Genomic DNA, 17358 nt, shown 5'->3' on the forward strand with positions numbered 1-17358 from the left:
GCCCGCTCGGCTGCGAGCGCCGGTACGGTGGTTGCATTGTGAATCTCCGGGGCAATGCGATGCCGCACATCGCGGCTCCTGGACAGGGCCCTCACGGCCGACTCTGCCGCACGAGGCGGGGTGTGACCGTGGGCCCTGCGTCCTCCAGCGCATCCCGAGAGAACCCATGACGAAACCCACACTCCTTCTCGCTCTCTTCCTCCTTTGCGCCTCCTGCAGCTCCTGCGGCACGGACGAGAGGCTCGCTCCGGTGGGCCACGGCGGCTCCACGTCGTCCACGTCGGGCGACGCAGGCGCGGAACCGGACGCCGCCGAGGACGACCCGTTCGTCCGGCTCCCGGAGATCGCGCCGACGGCGACCGGGCGGCGGGGGGCGGCGGCGACGGTCGATCTCCGCGGCACGCTGGCCGCCATCGAGGTCCTGAAGCGAGGGGGCAACGCCGTCGACGCCGCGGTCGCCGCGGCGGGCGTGCTCGGCGTGACCGACCCGTTCTCCTGCGGTATCGGCGGCGGCGGCTTCATGCTCGTCTACCTGGCTGGCGAGGGCAAGGTGATCGCCCTGGATCACCGCGAGACGGCGCCGTCCCGGCTCGAGGCGAGGTCCTTTTATGAAGACGGCGCGCCGATCGCGTTCAATGAGCTCGTCACGAGCGGCCTGTCGGTCGGCGTGCCCGGCACGGTGCGGGGCTGGAGCGAGGCGCTCCGCCGCCATGGAACGCTCGGGCTCGGAGACGCGCTGAAGCGGGCCATCCAGGTCGCCGAGGCGGGGTTCGACGTCGACGCGACCTTCCTCGAGCAGACCCGCCGCAACCTCGCGCGATTCCAGGCGATCACGAGCAGCAAAAAGCTCTTCCTGGGGCCCGACGGCGAGCCGTGGCCGCTCGGCACGATCTTCAAGAACCCGGATCTGGCCGGCACCTACAGGCTCATCGCCGAGGGGGGAGAGAAGGCGTTCTACGAAGGGCGGGTGGCCGAGGCCATCGTCGCCGCGGTGAAGTCGCCTCCGGTCGAGCCCGGGAGCGCGCTCAACGTCCGCGCCGGGGTCATCGAGCTCTCGGACCTCCAGGGCTACGAGGCCCGCGTCCGCCCCGCGCTCTCGACGACGTACCGCGATACCACCATCTACGGTCTGGGCCTCCCGAGCAGCGGCGGGATCGCCGTCGAGGAGGCGTTGAACCTGCTCGAGGGGTATGACACGGCGACCCTCACGCCGGTCGAGGTGCTGCACCGCTACCTCGGCGCCTCCCGGCTCGCGTTCGCCGATCGAGGCGCCTTCCTCGGCGATCCCGAGTTCGTGGACGCCCCCGTCAAGGGGCTGCTCTCGAAGGACTACGCGGACGCGCGGCGCGCCCTCATCGATCTCGCCGAGGCCCCTTCGGCCGCGGCGGCGCCGGGCGATCCCTACGCATTCCAGAGCGATCCGAGCCCCGCGCCCGGCGGCGCCCCGGCGGCGAGGGGCCGGGGCGCCGGCCCGAAGGACGCGTACGATAACGAGACGACGCACATCACGGTCAGCGACGCCGCCGGGAACATCGTGTCCTATACCTGCACCATCGAGTACGAGGGCGGCAATGGCATCGTCGTCCCGGGGTACGGCTTTCTGCTGAACAACGAGCTCACGGACTTCAACATCCCGCCTGACCCGAGCTCGCCGCACCCCAACGCGGTCGAGCCGGGCAAGCGCCCGCGCAGCAGCATGAGCCCCACGATCGTCTTCAAGGACGGTAAGCCCGAGCTCGCGCTCGGCTCGCCAGGCGGGTCCACCATCATCACCACGGTGCTGCAGATCCTCGTCGGCACCATCGATCTGGGCCTCCCCATCGACAAGGCGCTCGCGGCCCCGCGCCTCTCGCAGCGCAACTCGGGCAACGGCGCCACCGACGCGGAGACGGCGTTCCTGAGCACCCCGGAGGCCGAGGGGCTCGCGTCCCTGGGCCACGTCCTCTCGGACGCCGGCACGATGGGAGGCGAGATCGGCGCGGCCACGGCCCTGCGCTTCAACGGCGATGGGACCGTGACCGCGGTCGCCGAGCCGATCCGGCGCCACGGCGGGAGCGCGATGGTCGAGCAGGAATTTCTCCCCTCCAGATGAGGCGATTTGTCAGGGCGCCGGGGGCCAGGCGCCGATCTGCGCCAGCGCGGTGAACCAGTCCTCGAGGTGCCACGTCCGCGCGATCCGGCCCCCCCGCAGCGCATGAAAATCGTGGCACGGGACGCTGATCTCCCTCCCGCTCGGCGCCACCCCCAAGAAAGTGTCTCGATGGGTCCCCGTGAGGACAGACCGGACCGCAGCCCGGCCTGGCTCCTGGAGGATGTCCAGCACCTCGAGTTTCACGTCGGGAAAGGCCTTGAAGAACGCGCGCAGGATGGGCTTGACGCTCTCCGGGCCCACCCCTTGACCGGGGGGCAGCGGGATGTCCTCCCAGTCCTGGGTCACCGCCTCGTCGATGAGCTCCGGCCGCCGCTCGCTGAAGGCGCGGTAGAACGTCAGCAAGGCCGCGCGCTCCGCCAGGGCCGCGGTCGCCGCGGCCGTGGCAGGGGCGATCGGAATGACCGCATCGATGTTCGCCATGGTTGCCTCTCCTCTGTCGGGTGTGACGGCGGATTGACCGCCCCCGGATAGCAAGGGCGTGCCGCTTGGCAATGCGCGCGCCAGCGGGCAGCCGTCGCGCCCGCCGGCGCACCTCCCCGCCGCTCGTCCGAACGAGGCGCACAGCGCGCCGCCATCGGGAGAGCGGCAGGGCCAGGCCGCCGCACGCGCCGGGTGCTGCCGGGGCAGCAGTCGATAAGTAACCCTGATGCTTTAGCAGCAACGGCCATCGCCTCCCGCAATGGATCGCGGACGCTGATTCCGTCCACGCATAATCCATTGCCCTCCCTCGGCATTGTGGTCGGTGAAGCAGGGCCGAAATCTGCCCGACAAGTCCAGACGACAAATCCGCGTGTCGAGACGCCGAAGGCGGCGAGGGGCAGCAAGCTGTGCGGCACGTTCCTTGTTTACCTGGCCGCGAGTCGAGCGAAGGTGTCGGCGTCCTCGGTCATCCCGGGGAGCGGTGATTGGCTCCGCGCGCCGCTTTGGGTCGCTCGCCGTAGCAGCATTTCGACGCTCGCTCCTCGAGCGCTGCGTCGGCACGCCTGCTCCGGGGAAATGGCATTATGAAGGCTCAGATCATCGATGTTGTCAGCTTCATGCCAGAGCGCCGGGTCGTGAACGAGCCGCCCGAGGGCAGCTCCGAGGACGCTCTGGCCGACAACGCCTTCTTCAGCGGGGTTCACGAGCGGAGGTTCGCGTCGCCGGATTACCTCTCCGAGGACCTGGGCGTGCGCGCCGTCGAGCGGCTCCTCGAGAGGACAGGGATCCTCCCCGAGACGATCGATCTCCTCGTGTGCTCCTGCATCTTCTCCGACACGTTCTGGCCGGGCATCGGCCCTGCGATCCAGCACCGCGTCGGCGCCCGGCAGGCGACGATCCTCAACATCGACACGAGCTGCTCCTCGTACCTGTCGGGGCTCAATACGGCCCGCGCGTTCGTCGAGTCGGGCCAGTACAAGCGCGTCGTCGTGGTGACGGTGACGAATTTCATCTCTCGCCTGCCCGAGTTCCAGAAGTCCCGCCGGTCGTCCGTGCTCGGCGACGGCGCCTCGGCCACGCTCGTGATGCCCGGCGCGGCGTCGATCATCGCCCGGTACGAGCGCTCCCACGGCGAGCACTACGGCCTGTTCCGCTTCGAGCCCGACGTCGTCGACGGGGTGTTCAAGAACTACTGGGAGCGCGGCTGCGGCCCGATCACTGTCAATTTCTCCAGGGACATGGTCGAGGCGATCCGCACGAACGCGCTGCAGCTCGTGCCCGACGCGGTGGGGCGGTGCCTTGCGGAGGCCCGGCTGTCGCCGAGCGACGTCAATCTCCTTATCACCCACCAGCCGAACGAGACGTTCCTCAAGGAGTGGCGCGCCCGGATAGGGATCCTCCCTCCGCGCACGCACGACACCCTGTCCCGTTATGGCAACCTGTTCCAGGGGTCGATTCCGGTCACGCTGGCGGACGCGCTGGAGAGCGGCCGCATTCGACGCGGCGATATCGTCGCGCTCGGGACATTCTCGAACGGCGGAGACTTCGTGAGCTCGATGGTGCTGCGCTGGCAGTAGTCGCCCGAGGTCCACGCACGGAAGGTACACGTTGTATGAAGTTGGCCGACGCGTTCGTCCAGATGCTGAGGGATTGGGACGTTCAATACGTCTTTGGAGTGAGCGGCGCGAACATCGAGCACCTGCACGACGCCATCCATCGGCGCGGGCAGGGGAAGCTGGTCTCCGTCCTGGCGAGGACGGAGATGGGCGCCGCGTTCATGGCGGACTGCAGGGCGAGGGTCCACAGGCGCCTCGCGGTCTGCTGCGCGACGTCGGGCGGCGGGATGCTCAACCTGGCTGTCGGGATCGCCGAGTCCTACGCCGAGGCGGTCCCCGTGCTCGCGATCGTCGGCCAGCCCCCGACGTCGCTCGAGGGGCGGGGGGCGTTCCAGGACTCGTCGGGCATCGGCAACTGCGTCGATGCCGTCATGCTCTGGCGCTCGATCTCGAAGTACGTCGGAAAGATCAGGAGCCCACACGACTTCTGGCCGATGCTGCGCGAAGCGGTCGTGGCGGCGACGTCGGGCCGGCAGGGCCCGGCCGTGCTCCTCGTGCCCCGGGACCTCTTCGATCAGGAGGTCAGCCCGCCCCCGGTCGACTGGCCTTCCGATCTGCCGAGCTTCTGCCGATCGCGGCCGGTCGGGATCGGCGAGGTGATGCCGCTGCTCGAGGCCATCCGCGGCGCGCGCCGCCCGTTGCTCCTCATCGGCCAGGGGACGCGCCGCTCCGATGACGCCGGCGCGGTCGAGGCGTTCGCGCGCGCGGTCGGTATCCCCGTGGTGACCACGATGTCGGCCCGCGCCGATTTTCCGAACGACGACCCGCTGTATCTGGGGACCGTCGGCGCGGCGGGACACCCGTCGGCGCACGCGTACCTGCGCGACGAGGCAGATCTCATCATCGCCGCGGGCGCGACGCTCGACGTGATGACGCGCGCCGCGGTCGAGAAGAGCTTCAAGGACAAGCGCTTTGTCGTCATCGACGTCGATCCCGAGGCGATCCACCGCGTCCTTCAGCCCGAGATGACCCTCTATGCGGACGTCGGCCGCGCCTTCCGCGCGCTGCTCGATCTCCTGGAGAGGCGCCCGATGTCACCGCTCCCTCCGGTCGAGGGGTACACGCGGCGCTGCTATGAGCCCCGCCTCGCGCCGGCCATCCCGGGCGACGACCCGGGCGCCGCGGGGCCCGACACGCTCCTGCAGAGCGAAGCCCTGGCCATCCTGGCGGCGTTCCTGCCGGAGAAGGGCCACGTCGTGCTCGACGCCGGCAACTGCGCCGCCGCGGCCATGCACTACCTCCCCGTCCCGGAGGGCTCGACATCGACGATCGCGCTCGGGATGGGGGGAATGGGCTACTCGATCCCCGGCGCCATCGGCGCGCAGCTCGGGTCGGAGCCAGGGACGCGGACGACGGTCATCTGCGGCGACGGCTCGTTCCTGATGCTCGGCCTGGAGGTGCACACGGCCGTCGATCTCGGCCTGCCCATCCTGTTCGTCGTGTTCAACAACGCGATGCACGGGATGTGCGTCACGCGCCAACAGCTCCTCTTCGAGTCGCGGATCGAGGCCGTTCGTTATCCAGAGGTCGATTTCGCGACCCTCGCGGGCGGGCTCGCCCCGGGCGGCCGGCTCTGGGTGGGCTCCGCGTCCACGCCGCAGGAGCTGCGCGAACGCCTGAGCGATTATCGCGACAACCACCGCGACGTGCCTGGCGTGCTCGATCTGCGGCTCTTGCGCGAGGAGATCCCGCCGTTCGCGCCGTTCCTCGGGGCGGACGCGCCGACGATACCGACGTCGGCGTTCGCAGCATGACCGCGCGCGGAGGCGCCATCGCGCGGCGATCTCGAGCGAGCTCGTGTCTCGTGGAGTCGCGTTCGCGCGTGTCGTCTCAAATGGATTTGATGGATCGAGGCGTGTTGATTTTGAATTATGTCCATTGTTGTTGTTCGAGGTGGAGTCATCATTGGTTGATTGCCGGCGCTGGAGTCGGCGACCTGAGGAGGCTTTGATGTATCTGCGTGGTTCCGTGAGTACCCTGCTGCTCGCTAGCGTTTTCACCACCGGTTGCGCCGTGGAGGCCGCCGATCCCGAGCTCACCGCTGAAGCACAGCAGGAGATCCGGGGGTTCAGCTTCAGCTTGACGAATGTCGTCGAGACGATCGGCCTCGAGCTCGTCCCGACCGACGAGGCCGAGGCCCTGGTCCCGGAGGAGTTCGTGCTCGCCGGTGAGGGGGGTCCCGTCACCCCGATCGTCGTGAGGACGTCGCACGCCGACGGCATCTCGGTGAACGGCGGCACGCCCACGCCGGGCTCGGTCGTCCAGATCGGCCTCGCCGTCGTCCCGCCCGACGGGACCGGGGACGTCAACAGCTACACGCTCTGGTATTACACCGACAACGCGCTGCTCGCGTACAAGCTGCTTCAAGCCGGCTTCCTGGCTCAGTACGTGCCGTCGCTCGAATACGACCTCGCGTTCTCGGGCGGCGTCGGCGACCTCCACGTGCGCGTGCCGTTCCCCGGCTTCCCTCGCCTGGTCGTCGACGGGACGGTCGCGGCGCCCACCGGGCCCTCGGCGCCGTTCGTGGCCAACTGGTGGGTGTCCACCTGGCACGGCCCCGTCAAGCAGTCGACAGCGATCTCGAACCTCTTCTTCGGCGGCGCGGACGCCACCCTCGAGACCCGCGCGCAGAACCCGCTCGGGACCCTGATCGGCGGCTCGACGGCGGAGTTCTCGGTGCTCGACAGCTACAACGAGTTCTCGACCGCCGACGTGACCGTGGGGCTGTCGCCGTTCTAGCGCGGCGTCCAGCCGACGAGATGCGACGCGAGCCGGCACGGCGCAGGCCAGCGTACGACGTGATGTGATTGTGATGTCGAACCGAAGGAGAGCACGATGACCGCACATGACGACAGAGGGCCGTGGAGCCGATCCGGGCTCGTGAAGAACGGGGTCTCCAGCAGGGAGATCCCTGGCCTGTACGTCTCCGAGGATCACTCCATCGAGGAATGCGTGAAGCACCTGGAGGGGATCACCAAGCCGACGTACTCGCACGAAGAGATCTTCGGCCAGTATTGCCACCTCGGCGAGTACATCCATGTCCCGGTCGAGGTGGCGTTCGAGTACGCGGCGAACGTCTACAGCCTGGAGGAGTGGACGTTCAGCCTGCGGAGCCTCCACCACATCGGCGGCGGCCTGTACAAGGGGAAGGAGTTCCTCGCGAAGGATACGTCGATCTACGTTCGAGCCGAGGCCTACCCGGACAGCCGCGTCGTCGATTACCCCTGCGCCTGGGACCAGGGAGACGAGCTGTGGATGCGGTATCACTTCCGCTTCGTCGACGCGAGGCCCACCATTCGCAAGCCGGGCACCATCGTGCTCTGGACCAACGTGAAACACCCGTATTACGACAGGGCCACGGAGGAGCTCCCCGACTACATCAGCAAGCCGCGCGCGCGGACGGACCGGGCCTGGGTCGGCGATATCTGGCCGCATTTCGACGCGATCCACAAGATCGAGATCGCCAACTTGAAGGCCATCCTGGAGCACCGGTACTCCAAGCTGTAGCGCCGCCCGCTTTTTTCCCACCCCGATGGCGAGGCCGGTCCCATCCCCGTGCGCTCCTCTGCTCGCGTTTCTCTTTCGGCCTCGCGACGGCCGTCGCGCGCGCTGCCGGCGGCGGGCCGGCGGTTTTCATACATACCGTGATAGGAGATCTGTGAACTTCATGCATGAAAGGCGCGGTGTCTGGGCCGCGCGGCTGGCGGCGGCCGCCAGCGTGCTCCTCCCGACCTCGGCCTTCGCCACCGGCTCCGGCGTCCTGACTGGCACGGTCCTCGATTCGTCGACGAGGCAGCCAGCCGCCGATGTCGTCGTGACCGTGACCTCCCCAGCGCTCCAGGGAGAGCAGCTGGTCGTCACCGACCCTTCCGGCCAGTTCCGGATCCCGAACCTTCCGCCGGGCACATACACGCTCCGGCTCGACAAGGGCGCATACCGGCCGTACAGCCGCGGCGGCATCGAGCTCCGTGTCGACAGCACCATCCGGGTGAACAGCGAGCTGCTCCCGGAGGCGCTGAAGGCCGAGGAGATCGTGGTCGTCGGCAGCGCGCCGATCGTGGATGTCGGCTCGAGCGCGACCGGCGTGAACGTCGGCTCGGAGTTCGCGAGCCGCATCCCGCTCATCCCCACCGGCGCGAAGGGCGCGGCGACCCGCTCGTTCGAGGCGCTCGCCGACGTCGCGCCCGGCGCGAGCGCCGACCGGTACGGCGTGTCGATCAGCGGGACGACGTCGCCGGAGAACCAGTATGTGATCGATGGCCTGTCGGTGAACAACCCGGCCTTCGGCATCATCGGGACGCCGCTGTCCGTGGAGTTCATCAAGGAGGTCAAGGTGATCACCGGCGGGTATCTGCCGGAGTACGGCCGCGCCACCGGCGGCTACCTCGACGCGGTGACGAAATCGGGCTCGAACGAGCTTCACGGCGCGGTGTTCTTCAGCGTCACGCCGGGCCTCTTCGAGGCGTCGCAGACCGGGGTGCAGAGCGAGGCGAGCACGATCACGACCGACACCCGGCTGTCGTCGCTCCGGGACGTCGGCGTCGAGATCGGCGGCCCGATCCTGAAGGACAGGCTCTGGTTCTTCGCCGGCGTCTCTCCCTCGGCCGCGAGCTACCGCCTCGAGCGCGAGCTGCGCTTTGGCCGGTCCGACCCGATCCCCGGCACTCAGCGGGTCTACTACGCCACCCAGCAGAGCGTCCAGTACCTCGGCAAGCTCACCTTGCTGATCAACCCGGACAACACCGTCTCGCTGTCGGTCTACGGATCGCCGACGACGTCGGGGGGCGACGGGGACTTCGGCATCAGCCCGAAGGACGGCACCGTGGAGCTGAACAACAGCGCGAGCAACAACGTGATCAACGGCAGCTTCGGCGCCCTCGCGCACAGGTATGTGTCGAGCGCGACGGACGCCGCCCTCAAGTGGTCCTCGGCGTTCCAGAACAAGACGTACCTGCTCGACGTCACGCTCGGCGTCCACCACGAGGAGAACGCGATCCGCGCCGCCGACGGCACGAGGATCGGGAGCGGCAAGGGGCTCTCCGACATCGCGCAGGTCCACTGGCAAAGGAGCGATCCCGGGTTCCACTCCATCAACGATTTCGAGCCGTCCGAGGCGACGCGCGATTGCGAGCCCGCGGGCACGCAGGCCGCCGAGCGGTGCCCCGTCGCGACCTACTTCAGCGGCGGGCCGGGCGCGCTCAGCGAGACGACGCTCGACCGGTACCAGGGCAAGGCCGTGTTCACGGGCCTGTTCACCGCCCTCGGCCACCACATCGTCAAGGCGGGCGCCGACCTCGAGCTGATGCGTTATGCGTCGTCCCGCGGCCACTCGGGGCGCAACGTCTTCGCCGAGACGACCGATGGGGGCGCGTTCACCGGCTTCCGCCGGCTAGGCTTCATCGCCAACCCCGACGACGCGGTGCCGCTCGACAAGTTCGAGACCGTCTCGAAGTCGACCACCATCGGCGGCTTCGTGCAGGACAGCTGGAGCATCCTCGACCAGGTCACGCTGAACGCGGGGGTCCGGTACGACGCGCAGCTGCTGTATGGAGGCGACGACAAGCTGGCGATAGCCCTCCCCAACCAGTGGTCGCCGCGCGTCGGCGTGATCTATGACTTCACGCACGCCGGCCGCTCCAAGCTGTTCGTGAACTACGCGCGGTTCTACGAGAGCGTGCCGCTCAACATCATCGACCGCGCGTTCCCCGGCGAGCGGCAGGTCTTCACCCTGCACGCCGCGGCGGTGTGCGACCCCCGGGACCCCGCGCAGCAGCGTGGCGCGTGCGACCGGAACGAGAACCTGATCCCGACGGCCGCCCCGTACAGCCCCAACCAGAAGTGGCGTGTCATCGGGGGCGACGGCGGCATTGATCCGGATCTCGAGCCGCAGTCGACGGACGAGATCGTGCTCGGCGGCGAGCTCGAGATCTACCCTCGGCTGCGGGTGGGCGCGCAGTACACGAAGCGCTACCAGAACCAGGTCATCGAGGACATCAGCCGGGACGAGGCGAGGACGTACCTCATCGGCAACCCCGGCTACGGCGTCGCCAAGGATTTCCCGAAGCCGACCCGCGACTACGATGCGGTCACCGTCCATGCCGAGAAGGCCTTCGCCGACGCGTGGCTCGCGCAGGCGAGCTACACGATCTCCTACCTGCGCGGCAACTGGGCCGGCCTCTTCCGCCCCGAGACCGGGCAGCTCGATCCGAACGTCAACTCGGACTTCGATCTGGTGTCGCTCCTGCCGAACCGCACAGGGCCGCTCCCCGGGGATCGGAGGCACCAGATCAAGGTCTTCGGCGCCAAGGATTTCACGATTCATCACCGCGTGATCGTCAGCGTGGGCGGGACGTACCGGTCCGCGTCCGGCGGGCCCACGAGCCACCTCGGCTCGCACCCGCTCTATGGCCCCGATCAGGTCTACATCCTCGAGCGCGGGAGCGGCGAGCGCCTCCCCTGGGCGCATTCCGTCGATGCCCACGTCGGCGTTGGCGTGCAGCTCGCCAAGGAGAGCACGCTGAGCGTCACGGTCGATTCGTTCAACGTCTTCAATTTCCAGGCGGCGACGGCCGTGGACCAGCGGTACACGGTGGCCTCCGTCCTCCCGATCCCGAACGGGACGAAGGGCGATCTCGGCCAGCTCAGGAACGTCGATGGCTCGGCGTTCAACCCGATCAACAAGAACCCGAACTTTGGAAAGCCTGTTGCGTATCAGGCGCCGCGCACGTTCAGGATCGGCGCCAAGGTGACGTTCTAGGGCGATGGCCCCGAGAGACACACAACCATGAGACGAATCCTCGGCACCTCTCTCGCGCTCGCCGCGCTCCTCACCTTCGTCGCGTCCTGCGAGCAGCGGCGGGTCACCTGCACCGCGGCCCACGGCGGCTTCGCGGCGAAGTACACGCTGAAGCCTGGCTCGAAGCAGGGCGAGGGCACCTGCGACACGCTGAAGGGGGAGATCATCGGCCTCGAGAAGTACAACCCCCGGCAGGCCGGGAACCCGCAGCGCCCGGATCCCACGAGGGCCCACCTCGCGGTCCGGGCGTCAGGGATCGCCTTTCCCGCCTTCGCGGCCCAGGGCGCGCAGGTGGAGCTCGGTCCGACCGCGCTCGACGCGCTCGGAGACTTCGCCTCCGTCGATCCGGACGGCGACGACGTCTGCGCGGTCCCTTCGTTCACGGAGTCCACGCTGAGCATCCCGGCGTACGAGGAGCCCCCGCCTCCCGACGCGCCGGAGGGCACGCCGCCCACGCAGCACCCCGCCGTCGAGATCAGCTATGCATGGAGCAACTTCCGCATCTATGTGACGGCCGCCTACCCGGGCACGCAGATCGTCGGAGAGCTGACGTACACGCAGGACGGCTGCTCTGCGTCCTACAGCGTCGTGGGCCTCTATCCCGCGGTCGAGTGCGCGCCCGGCGGCGTGCCGGATCCGAGCCTCTGCGATCCGCACCCCGATCTGGCGAACGGCCGCGCGTTCGGCTCCGGGATCAACCCGGACTTCGCGGATCGCGTGACCTGCGACGCCGAGACCGGCCTCTGCGTGCTGACGTCACTCCCGGAGGAGCTGCGATAACGCCGCTCGCACCATGGTCTCGGCGACGCGAGTGGCCAGTTCCGCGTGTCACACGACCCGCCAGGGATCTGTCTCGCGAACGAAGCGAGATTTTGACGCAAAGACGCCAAGAACGCAAAGACGCAAAAATACAATTAATCTGCTCTTTTTTGCGCCTTTGCGTCTTTGCGCCTTTGCGTTGAAATCTCTCTCCAGATCCGTGGCCGGCGGAGCTCGTGGAGGGCAGAGCGCGGCGCCCCGCTGGACTCGCTCCAGCGGGGCGCGCTCCTCACTTCACGCCGACGACGAACGAATCCGATCCGATGAGCCGCTCCGCGCGGACGTCGCGGAAGCCTTGCTCGCGAAGCCAGCCCGCGCAATCGGCGCTCGTGTAATCGAATCCCTCGGGCGTCTCGAGGAGGATGGTGAGGCTCATCATGAACCCGGCCACGTTCTCGCGGCGCTCGTCGTCGATCATCGCGTCGTAGACGACGAGCACGCCCCCCTCGGAGAGCGCGTCGTACGCCTTCTTGATGAAGGCCCGTTTGTCCGCGAGCTTCCACCCGTGGAGGATGTGACCCATGGTGATCACGTCCACCTTGGGAATCGGGTCCTTGAAGAGATCGAACACCTGGAAGCGCAGCCGATCCGTGAGCCCGTGGTCTCGGACATAGTCCTCGAAGACCGGCTGCACGGGCGACAGATCGAGCCCGATGCCCGTCACGTGCGGGTGGGCCAGCGCGACCTGGACGGGCAAGCCGCCCTGCGCCGTGCCGACATCGGCGAACGTCTTGTAACGACCCCACGGGAACTTCGCCGCGAGCGCCCGCGCCGACGGCAGGCTGAGCCCCGTCATCGCCTGCGTGAACTCACGATATTTTTCGGGGGTCTTGGAGAGCCACGTGAAGATGTCCTCGCGCGCGCCGATCTCGTTCTGCGGCGCGCCCGTGCGCAGCGCCTCGGTGAGCGAGCCCCAGATCCCGTAGAGCCGCGCGTTCGACATCTCCAGCATCCCGCCGATGTACGACTTCTTGCTCTTGTCCAGGAAGAGGTCGGCCTCTCGTGTGTTCGAGTACCGGCCCTCCTCCCGCCGCAGCAGGCGGAGCGCCACCAGCGCGTCGAAGAAATCGCGCGCCGCACGGGGGTGGATACCGATCCGCTCGCGCAGTGTCTGCCAATCGAGCGGCTCTCTCGCGAGCGCCGTGAACACGCCGAGCTCGACGGCGCTGAGCAGCGTCTTCGATTCAGCGTAAGCCATTCCTAGCCGTACAATCGCGTTGTGATCGATCTCTTGCGTCATATGGATCACCTGTGTTCGTGCTTCGGGGGCACACCTATGTATTGCATATAAGAATCACAGGCGCTCTCGAAAAGTCAGGACCATAGCTGTCATTTGTTCGCGACGCTCGCCCCTGGGCCCTTGGTTCGCGAGGTGGCGAGCAGACGCGGTCGTGTCTGCGCAGTTCAACTGGATTCATGGAATTGAATCCGCTCTGGAGGCTGTATGAGGTTGAGTAGACTGGTTCATGTGGGCTGGATTGTCGTCGCTGCATTGGCGTACAGCGCCTGCCGGGAGGACGATGCTTTGAGCCCGGCGCCCTCCGCCGCTGCGCCGGCCTGCGCTGACGTCGACGCCGAGTTCGAGGCCAGCTTCGACGCGCTGGCCAGGCTGGTCGCCGCCGAGACCTACCGCGCCGAGCAGTTCGCGAACGAGGACGCGTTCGTCGCGAGCATGCAGACGATCGTCGATGACCTGAAGGCCCAGGCGCAGCGGTTCAACGAGGGGCAAAAGACCCACAGGATCGAGCCGTGGGAGTGGAAGGTCGAGAGCGGCAACGCGGCCGAGCCCAGGTACTACTGGGTCTTCGGGTTCCGTCTTGGCAATGGGCCCCGCAAGATCTCCCTGAACACGCACTTCGATACGGTGTCCCCGGGGGACACCGACGTGTGGGAGCCGTTCGTGCTGACGAGGTCGAGGGGCGAGACCAAGCACGGCGGCGAGCAGGATCTATGGGTCGGCCGCGGCGCCATCGACGACAAGGGGCCGGCGCTGGCGACGTTCCTCGTGCTCAAGGACATCGCCCGGGCCTACGACGGCAGCCCCCTGCTCGACGACATCACGGTGGAGCTCATCTTCGACACCACCGAAGAGATCGGCGCCATGTCAATGCGGCGGTACCGCGAGGAGAACGCCGAGGAGGCGGCGGACCTCGAGATCATCTTTGACACGTTCTGGGCCGTGCGCGCGGAGAAAGGCATCGAGCGCCCCGTGTTCACGCTCCCGCGCGAGGCGCCGCCCACGGCGGGCGTGTGGATCGATTCGCTGAACACCCCCTCCGGCCCCGTCAACCAGCTCCCCGATCGGGCCGAGGCGATCCTCCGCAGCGATTCGCCCGCGGCGCTCGAGGAGCTCGCCGTGCAACTCGAGGCGGACTACGCCGATCATCCGTTCGACGATCCGTCGTACAGGCGGGCCGAGCTCACGGTCGACACGTCCGGTCTGCCCGGCGCGCTCAAGCTGACGACCTTGGTGGCGGGCGCGCAGCACGCTTCCGTGCCCCAGGAGAACCGCGCGAACGGCGCCAATCCGCTCGTGTCGCTCACGAATTTCCTGGGCGCGCTCGCGGAAGACGAGGTGGTCGCCGACAACGACGTGGCCCGCATGTGCAGGTTCATCAAATCCACCTGGGGTACGAAGACATTCGGGGAGGCTCACCCCGAGCTGCTCGAGCGCCACGACGAGGTGTTCACCGAGGGCAACGGCACCACCTATGCGCTGACCAGGCTGTACACCGAGCCAGAGCCCGGGGCGATCACGCTCAACCTCGACGTCCGGTATGCGATAGGACACCACAGCCAGCCGTGGGACGGGGAGAGCGAGGGCCTCCTGTGCGGAGATGCGAGCGAATTCGCCGGTATCTTCGGGCAGATCGTCGACGAGTTCAACGCCACCTCCGGCGGCGCGCCGATCGCGTTCGAGACCGTCACCCGGATTGCGCCGGACGTCCGCCGGGTCGACGGCCCCACCTTCAGCCGGATCAGCCGCGCGTTCGAGGAGGTGACCGGCAAGCCGGCGCCCGCGGTGGCCATGGGCGCCGGCACCGACGCCAAGGCCTACGTGAAGGCGATCGCCGCGGGCGCCCTGTTCGACACCACGTTCGGCGCCCCGGTCAATTACCATGGAATCAGGGAGGCCGCGCCTGTCCGCGACCTCGCGCTGAGCACCAAGATCCTCTGCGGCGTCGTCGAACAGGAGATCAAGCAAGCGAAGGAGCAGCACCCGGAGCCGGTCGCTGGCGTGTGCGAGGCCTCATCTGCGCGCAAGCGCTCCTCCTCGGTGGACGACGGCCACGACCATTGACGGCGCGCTGCCAGGAGGGCGGCGCCGTCGCGCCGCTCTCCCTCACTGAAACGAAGCGGCGAAGGTGGCGACCGTCGTCTCCGGCTTGCCGAGCTCCCTCCAGGTCGTCTCCGCCTGAAACGGCTCCGGCGCGTTGTTGATCGCGTCGGAGATGTGCCAGACGTAGTTGAACGTCGGCGAGAACAGCCCGAGCACCTTGAAGATCCCGAGCGGCGCCGCCCCCACGGCGAGCTTCTCCTTCGTGTAGTGCTTGGCGAACTGCTCCGCCGCCTCCTTGATGGTGAGCGGCTCGGGCCCCTGCACAACGTACTCTCGCGACGCGTCGCCAGGGAGCGCGAGGGCGCGCGCGACCTGCTTGCCGTAGTCGCGCGCCGAGATCCAGTACGCCTTCTCGCGCGGGCTGCCGGCGAGGTTGATGCGGCTTCCCTGGCGGCTCCGGTAGGGGATCGACTCGATGAAATTCGACGGGAAGAAGACAGTGCTCGGGATCCCGCTCTCCTTCAGGATCGAGAGCGCCTCCCGCTTCATGTCGAAGACCCACCAGCGGAAGCCGTCGTATCGGTGCAGGAGCGAAGACAGGTAGGCGATCCGCTTGATGCCCGCCTCGCGCGCGGCGGCGACGATGTTCTTCATGCCCTCCGACTCGACGCGCCACGCGCTCGCCGACGCGGTGATCGGCACCGCCAGGCTCACATAGACGATGTCGTGCCCGCGGAAAGCCGCCGTCAATGCCTTCACGTCGTTGACGTCGCCGGCGACGAGCGCGACGCCCGCCGGCAGCCGCTTGCTCGCGCGGGTCGCCTCGGGGTCGCGGACGAGGGCGGTCACGGCGAAATTGGCGGCGACGAGCTCCTGGGTCACGGGGGCGCCGAGCATGCCGGTGCTGCCAATCACGACGATGCGAGGAGAAGCGCTGCTCATGTAAGTCTCTCCTGAGGTCTCGGGGGTACAGCGGTACCCATGAACGGTCGTCGCGGCGCGCGGTGTCGACTGCACGCCGCGCCGGGTCCGCTCCGGCCCGCCAGCGGGGGCCGGAGCGGCGGACATGCGCCGATCTGTAGCGACCAGGCGCTGGCGGATCCATGCGACTTTGGCTCGATCCCTTTCGAGATCGTCCACCGTGGCATCGGATTGATGGACCGTCTCGGGTCCTCTATCCTGGCGCGGAGAGCATGGACCTCCTCAGCGAGATCGTCGGCGAGCTCCGCCTCGAGAGCGTTTCGTACTGGCGGCTGGAGCTCACGGCGCCCTGGGCGCTCCGCTTCCCGGCCGGCGGGCGGGGCATCCACATCATCACGCGCGGCAGCTGCTGGCTCGAGGTCGACGGAGGGCGGGCGCCCGCCGCCGTCGCGAGCGGCGATCTCGTCGTGATGCCGAGCGGCCGCGGCCACGTGCTCCGCGACGCGCGCCGGCCGCGCAAGGCGAGCCCCATCGAGGAGCTCGTCCGGGGCGCGTCGCCGGGGCGCGCGATCGAGCACGGCGGGGCCGGCCTGCCGACCACCATCGTGTGCGGGCAGTTCCGCTTTGGCACCCTCGGGCACCCCGCGCTCGAGGCGCTGCCGCCCGTGCTCCACCTGCGCGGCGACGAGCGCATCGGCCCCTTCATCCAGGCGCACACGCAGTGCATCGCCGCCGAGGTGAGCGCGCCGGCGGAGGGCGCGGCGATCGTGACGGCGCGCCTCTCGGACGTCCTGCTCGTGCAGGCGCTGCGCGCGTACCTCCGCGACGTGCCCGCCGACGAGCGGGGATGGCTGCGCGGCCTCGCCGATCCGCAGATCGGGCGCGCGCTCGCGCGGATGCACCGGAGTCCAGAGCTCGACTGGTCGGTGCCCGCGCTGGCGCAGGAGGCCGGCATGTCGCGGGCGGCCTTCTCCGCGCGCTTCTCCGAGCAGATGGGCGTGTCGCCGGGCAAATACCTCGCGGACTGGCGCATGTACCGCGCGAAGGTCCTCTTGCGGTCCGGGGCGGCCCTGGTGGCCGAGGTCGCCGCGGAGGTCGGCTATCGCTCGGAGGCCGCGTTCTCGTTTGCCTTCAAGCGGCTCGTGGGCTCATCGCCGTCAGCGTACCGGGACGACCATCGCGCCGCCGAGAGGCGCGCAGGGCGAGGAGCCCGCCCGCGCCGAGCCGGCTGAAGGCCCGGCCCTGAAGCATCCCCTCGAATTTGCCGGGAAATCGAGCGGGGAGGGGAGGGGAATGGGAGCAAGATCCCGCCGATCTCCCTGTCTCGCCGCCTCCCTGTTCAATCTCCCGCCAG

Annotated in this window: 12 protein-coding genes; 9 read left to right on the plus strand and 3 right to left on the minus strand. The window is 68.6% G+C overall.

Going from position 1 to position 17358, the window contains the following annotated elements; all coding sequences use genetic code 11:
- Positions 1-166 precede the first annotated feature (166 nt).
- A complete protein-coding gene (ggt, locus tag WME79_RS06835) occupies positions 167-2092 on the plus strand; it encodes a gamma-glutamyltransferase (protein ID WP_437533533.1) in 1926 nt (641 codons plus the stop codon).
- A gap of 9 nt (positions 2093-2101) precedes the next feature.
- On the opposite strand, the gene WME79_RS06840 is transcribed toward ggt, so the two are convergent.
- Entirely contained in the window at positions 2102-2572 is a 471-nt protein-coding gene (locus tag WME79_RS06840; protein WP_437533536.1) for an ester cyclase, read from the minus strand.
- Positions 2573-3156: 584 nt separating this feature from the next.
- Here WME79_RS06840 and WME79_RS06845 point away from each other — a divergent pair.
- The 6 genes from WME79_RS06845 to WME79_RS06870 all read left to right on the plus strand — a co-directional run bounded on the left by WME79_RS06845 (position 3157) and on the right by WME79_RS06870 (position 11764).
- Positions 3157-4149 carry a 3-oxoacyl-ACP synthase III family protein gene (locus WME79_RS06845; protein ID WP_437533538.1) on the plus strand — a complete coding sequence of 331 codons (993 nt, stop codon included), beginning with the start codon at positions 3157-3159 and terminating at the stop codon, positions 4147-4149.
- 35 nt (positions 4150-4184) lie between these two features.
- Positions 4185-5942, plus strand: coding sequence for a thiamine pyrophosphate-binding protein (locus tag WME79_RS06850; RefSeq protein WP_437533541.1), 1758 nt, complete (start codon positions 4185-4187; stop codon positions 5940-5942).
- Between the two features lie 196 nt (positions 5943-6138).
- Positions 6139-6927, plus strand: a complete 789-nt coding sequence (locus WME79_RS06855) for a hypothetical protein (protein ID WP_437533544.1) — start codon at positions 6139-6141, stop codon at positions 6925-6927.
- 96 nt (positions 6928-7023) lie between these two features.
- A complete protein-coding gene (locus tag WME79_RS06860; protein WP_437533547.1) occupies positions 7024-7695 on the plus strand; it encodes a hypothetical protein in 672 nt (223 codons plus the stop codon).
- Positions 7696-7855: 160 nt separating this feature from the next.
- Entirely contained in the window at positions 7856-10945 is a 3090-nt protein-coding gene (locus tag WME79_RS06865; protein WP_437533549.1) for a TonB-dependent receptor, read from the plus strand.
- Between the two features lie 27 nt (positions 10946-10972).
- Positions 10973-11764: a hypothetical protein gene (locus tag WME79_RS06870; protein ID WP_437533552.1), complete on the plus strand. Its 792-nt coding sequence runs from the start codon at positions 10973-10975 to the stop codon at positions 11762-11764.
- Between the two features lie 268 nt (positions 11765-12032).
- Here the strand turns inward: WME79_RS06870 and WME79_RS06875 are convergent, their stop codons facing one another.
- Positions 12033-13043 carry a methyltransferase gene (locus WME79_RS06875; protein WP_437533555.1) on the minus strand — a complete coding sequence of 337 codons (1011 nt, stop codon included), beginning with the start codon at positions 13041-13043 and terminating at the stop codon, positions 12033-12035.
- Positions 13044-13328: 285 nt separating this feature from the next.
- Here WME79_RS06875 and WME79_RS06880 point away from each other — a divergent pair, with 285 nt between their 5' ends.
- Positions 13329-15104 carry a M20/M25/M40 family metallo-hydrolase gene (locus WME79_RS06880; protein WP_437533558.1) on the plus strand — a complete coding sequence of 592 codons (1776 nt, stop codon included), beginning with the start codon at positions 13329-13331 and terminating at the stop codon, positions 15102-15104.
- A 42-nt stretch (positions 15105-15146) separates the two neighbouring features.
- On the opposite strand, the gene WME79_RS06885 is transcribed toward WME79_RS06880, so the two are convergent.
- The gene (locus WME79_RS06885; RefSeq protein ID WP_437533560.1) at positions 15147-16025 is read right to left on the minus strand and encodes an SDR family oxidoreductase; all 879 of its coding nucleotides are present in this window, start codon (positions 16023-16025) and stop codon (positions 15147-15149) included.
- Positions 16026-16276: 251 nt separating this feature from the next.
- Between WME79_RS06885 and WME79_RS06890 the strand changes: the two genes are divergently transcribed.
- Complete coding sequence (locus WME79_RS06890) at positions 16277-17236, plus strand: AraC family transcriptional regulator (protein ID WP_437533562.1); 960 nt, start codon at positions 16277-16279, stop codon at positions 17234-17236.
- The last annotated feature ends 122 nt before the right edge of the window (positions 17237-17358 follow it).

This window comes from Sorangium sp. So ce726, from assembly GCF_051521405.1.
Classification (GTDB): Bacteria; Myxococcota_A; Polyangia; order Polyangiales; family Polyangiaceae; genus Sorangium.

Coding starts and splice junctions, on each gene's coding strand:
- ggt (WP_437533533.1), top strand. CDS start 167: ATGACGAAACCCACACTCCTTCTCGCTCTCTTCCTCCTTTGCGCCTCC.
- WME79_RS06840 (WP_437533536.1), bottom strand. CDS start 2,572: ATGGCGAACATCGATGCGGTCATTCCGATCGCCCCTGCCACGGCCGCG.
- WME79_RS06845 (WP_437533538.1), top strand. CDS start 3,157: ATGAAGGCTCAGATCATCGATGTTGTCAGCTTCATGCCAGAGCGCCGG.
- WME79_RS06850 (WP_437533541.1), top strand. CDS start 4,185: ATGAAGTTGGCCGACGCGTTCGTCCAGATGCTGAGGGATTGGGACGTT.
- WME79_RS06855 (WP_437533544.1), top strand. CDS start 6,139: ATGTATCTGCGTGGTTCCGTGAGTACCCTGCTGCTCGCTAGCGTTTTC.
- WME79_RS06860 (WP_437533547.1), top strand. CDS start 7,024: ATGACCGCACATGACGACAGAGGGCCGTGGAGCCGATCCGGGCTCGTG.
- WME79_RS06865 (WP_437533549.1), top strand. CDS start 7,856: ATGCATGAAAGGCGCGGTGTCTGGGCCGCGCGGCTGGCGGCGGCCGCC.
- WME79_RS06870 (WP_437533552.1), top strand. CDS start 10,973: ATGAGACGAATCCTCGGCACCTCTCTCGCGCTCGCCGCGCTCCTCACC.
- WME79_RS06875 (WP_437533555.1), bottom strand. CDS start 13,043: ATGACGCAAGAGATCGATCACAACGCGATTGTACGGCTAGGAATGGCT.
- WME79_RS06885 (WP_437533560.1), bottom strand. CDS start 16,025: ATGAGCAGCGCTTCTCCTCGCATCGTCGTGATTGGCAGCACCGGCATG.
- WME79_RS06890 (WP_437533562.1), top strand. CDS start 16,277: ATGGACCTCCTCAGCGAGATCGTCGGCGAGCTCCGCCTCGAGAGCGTT.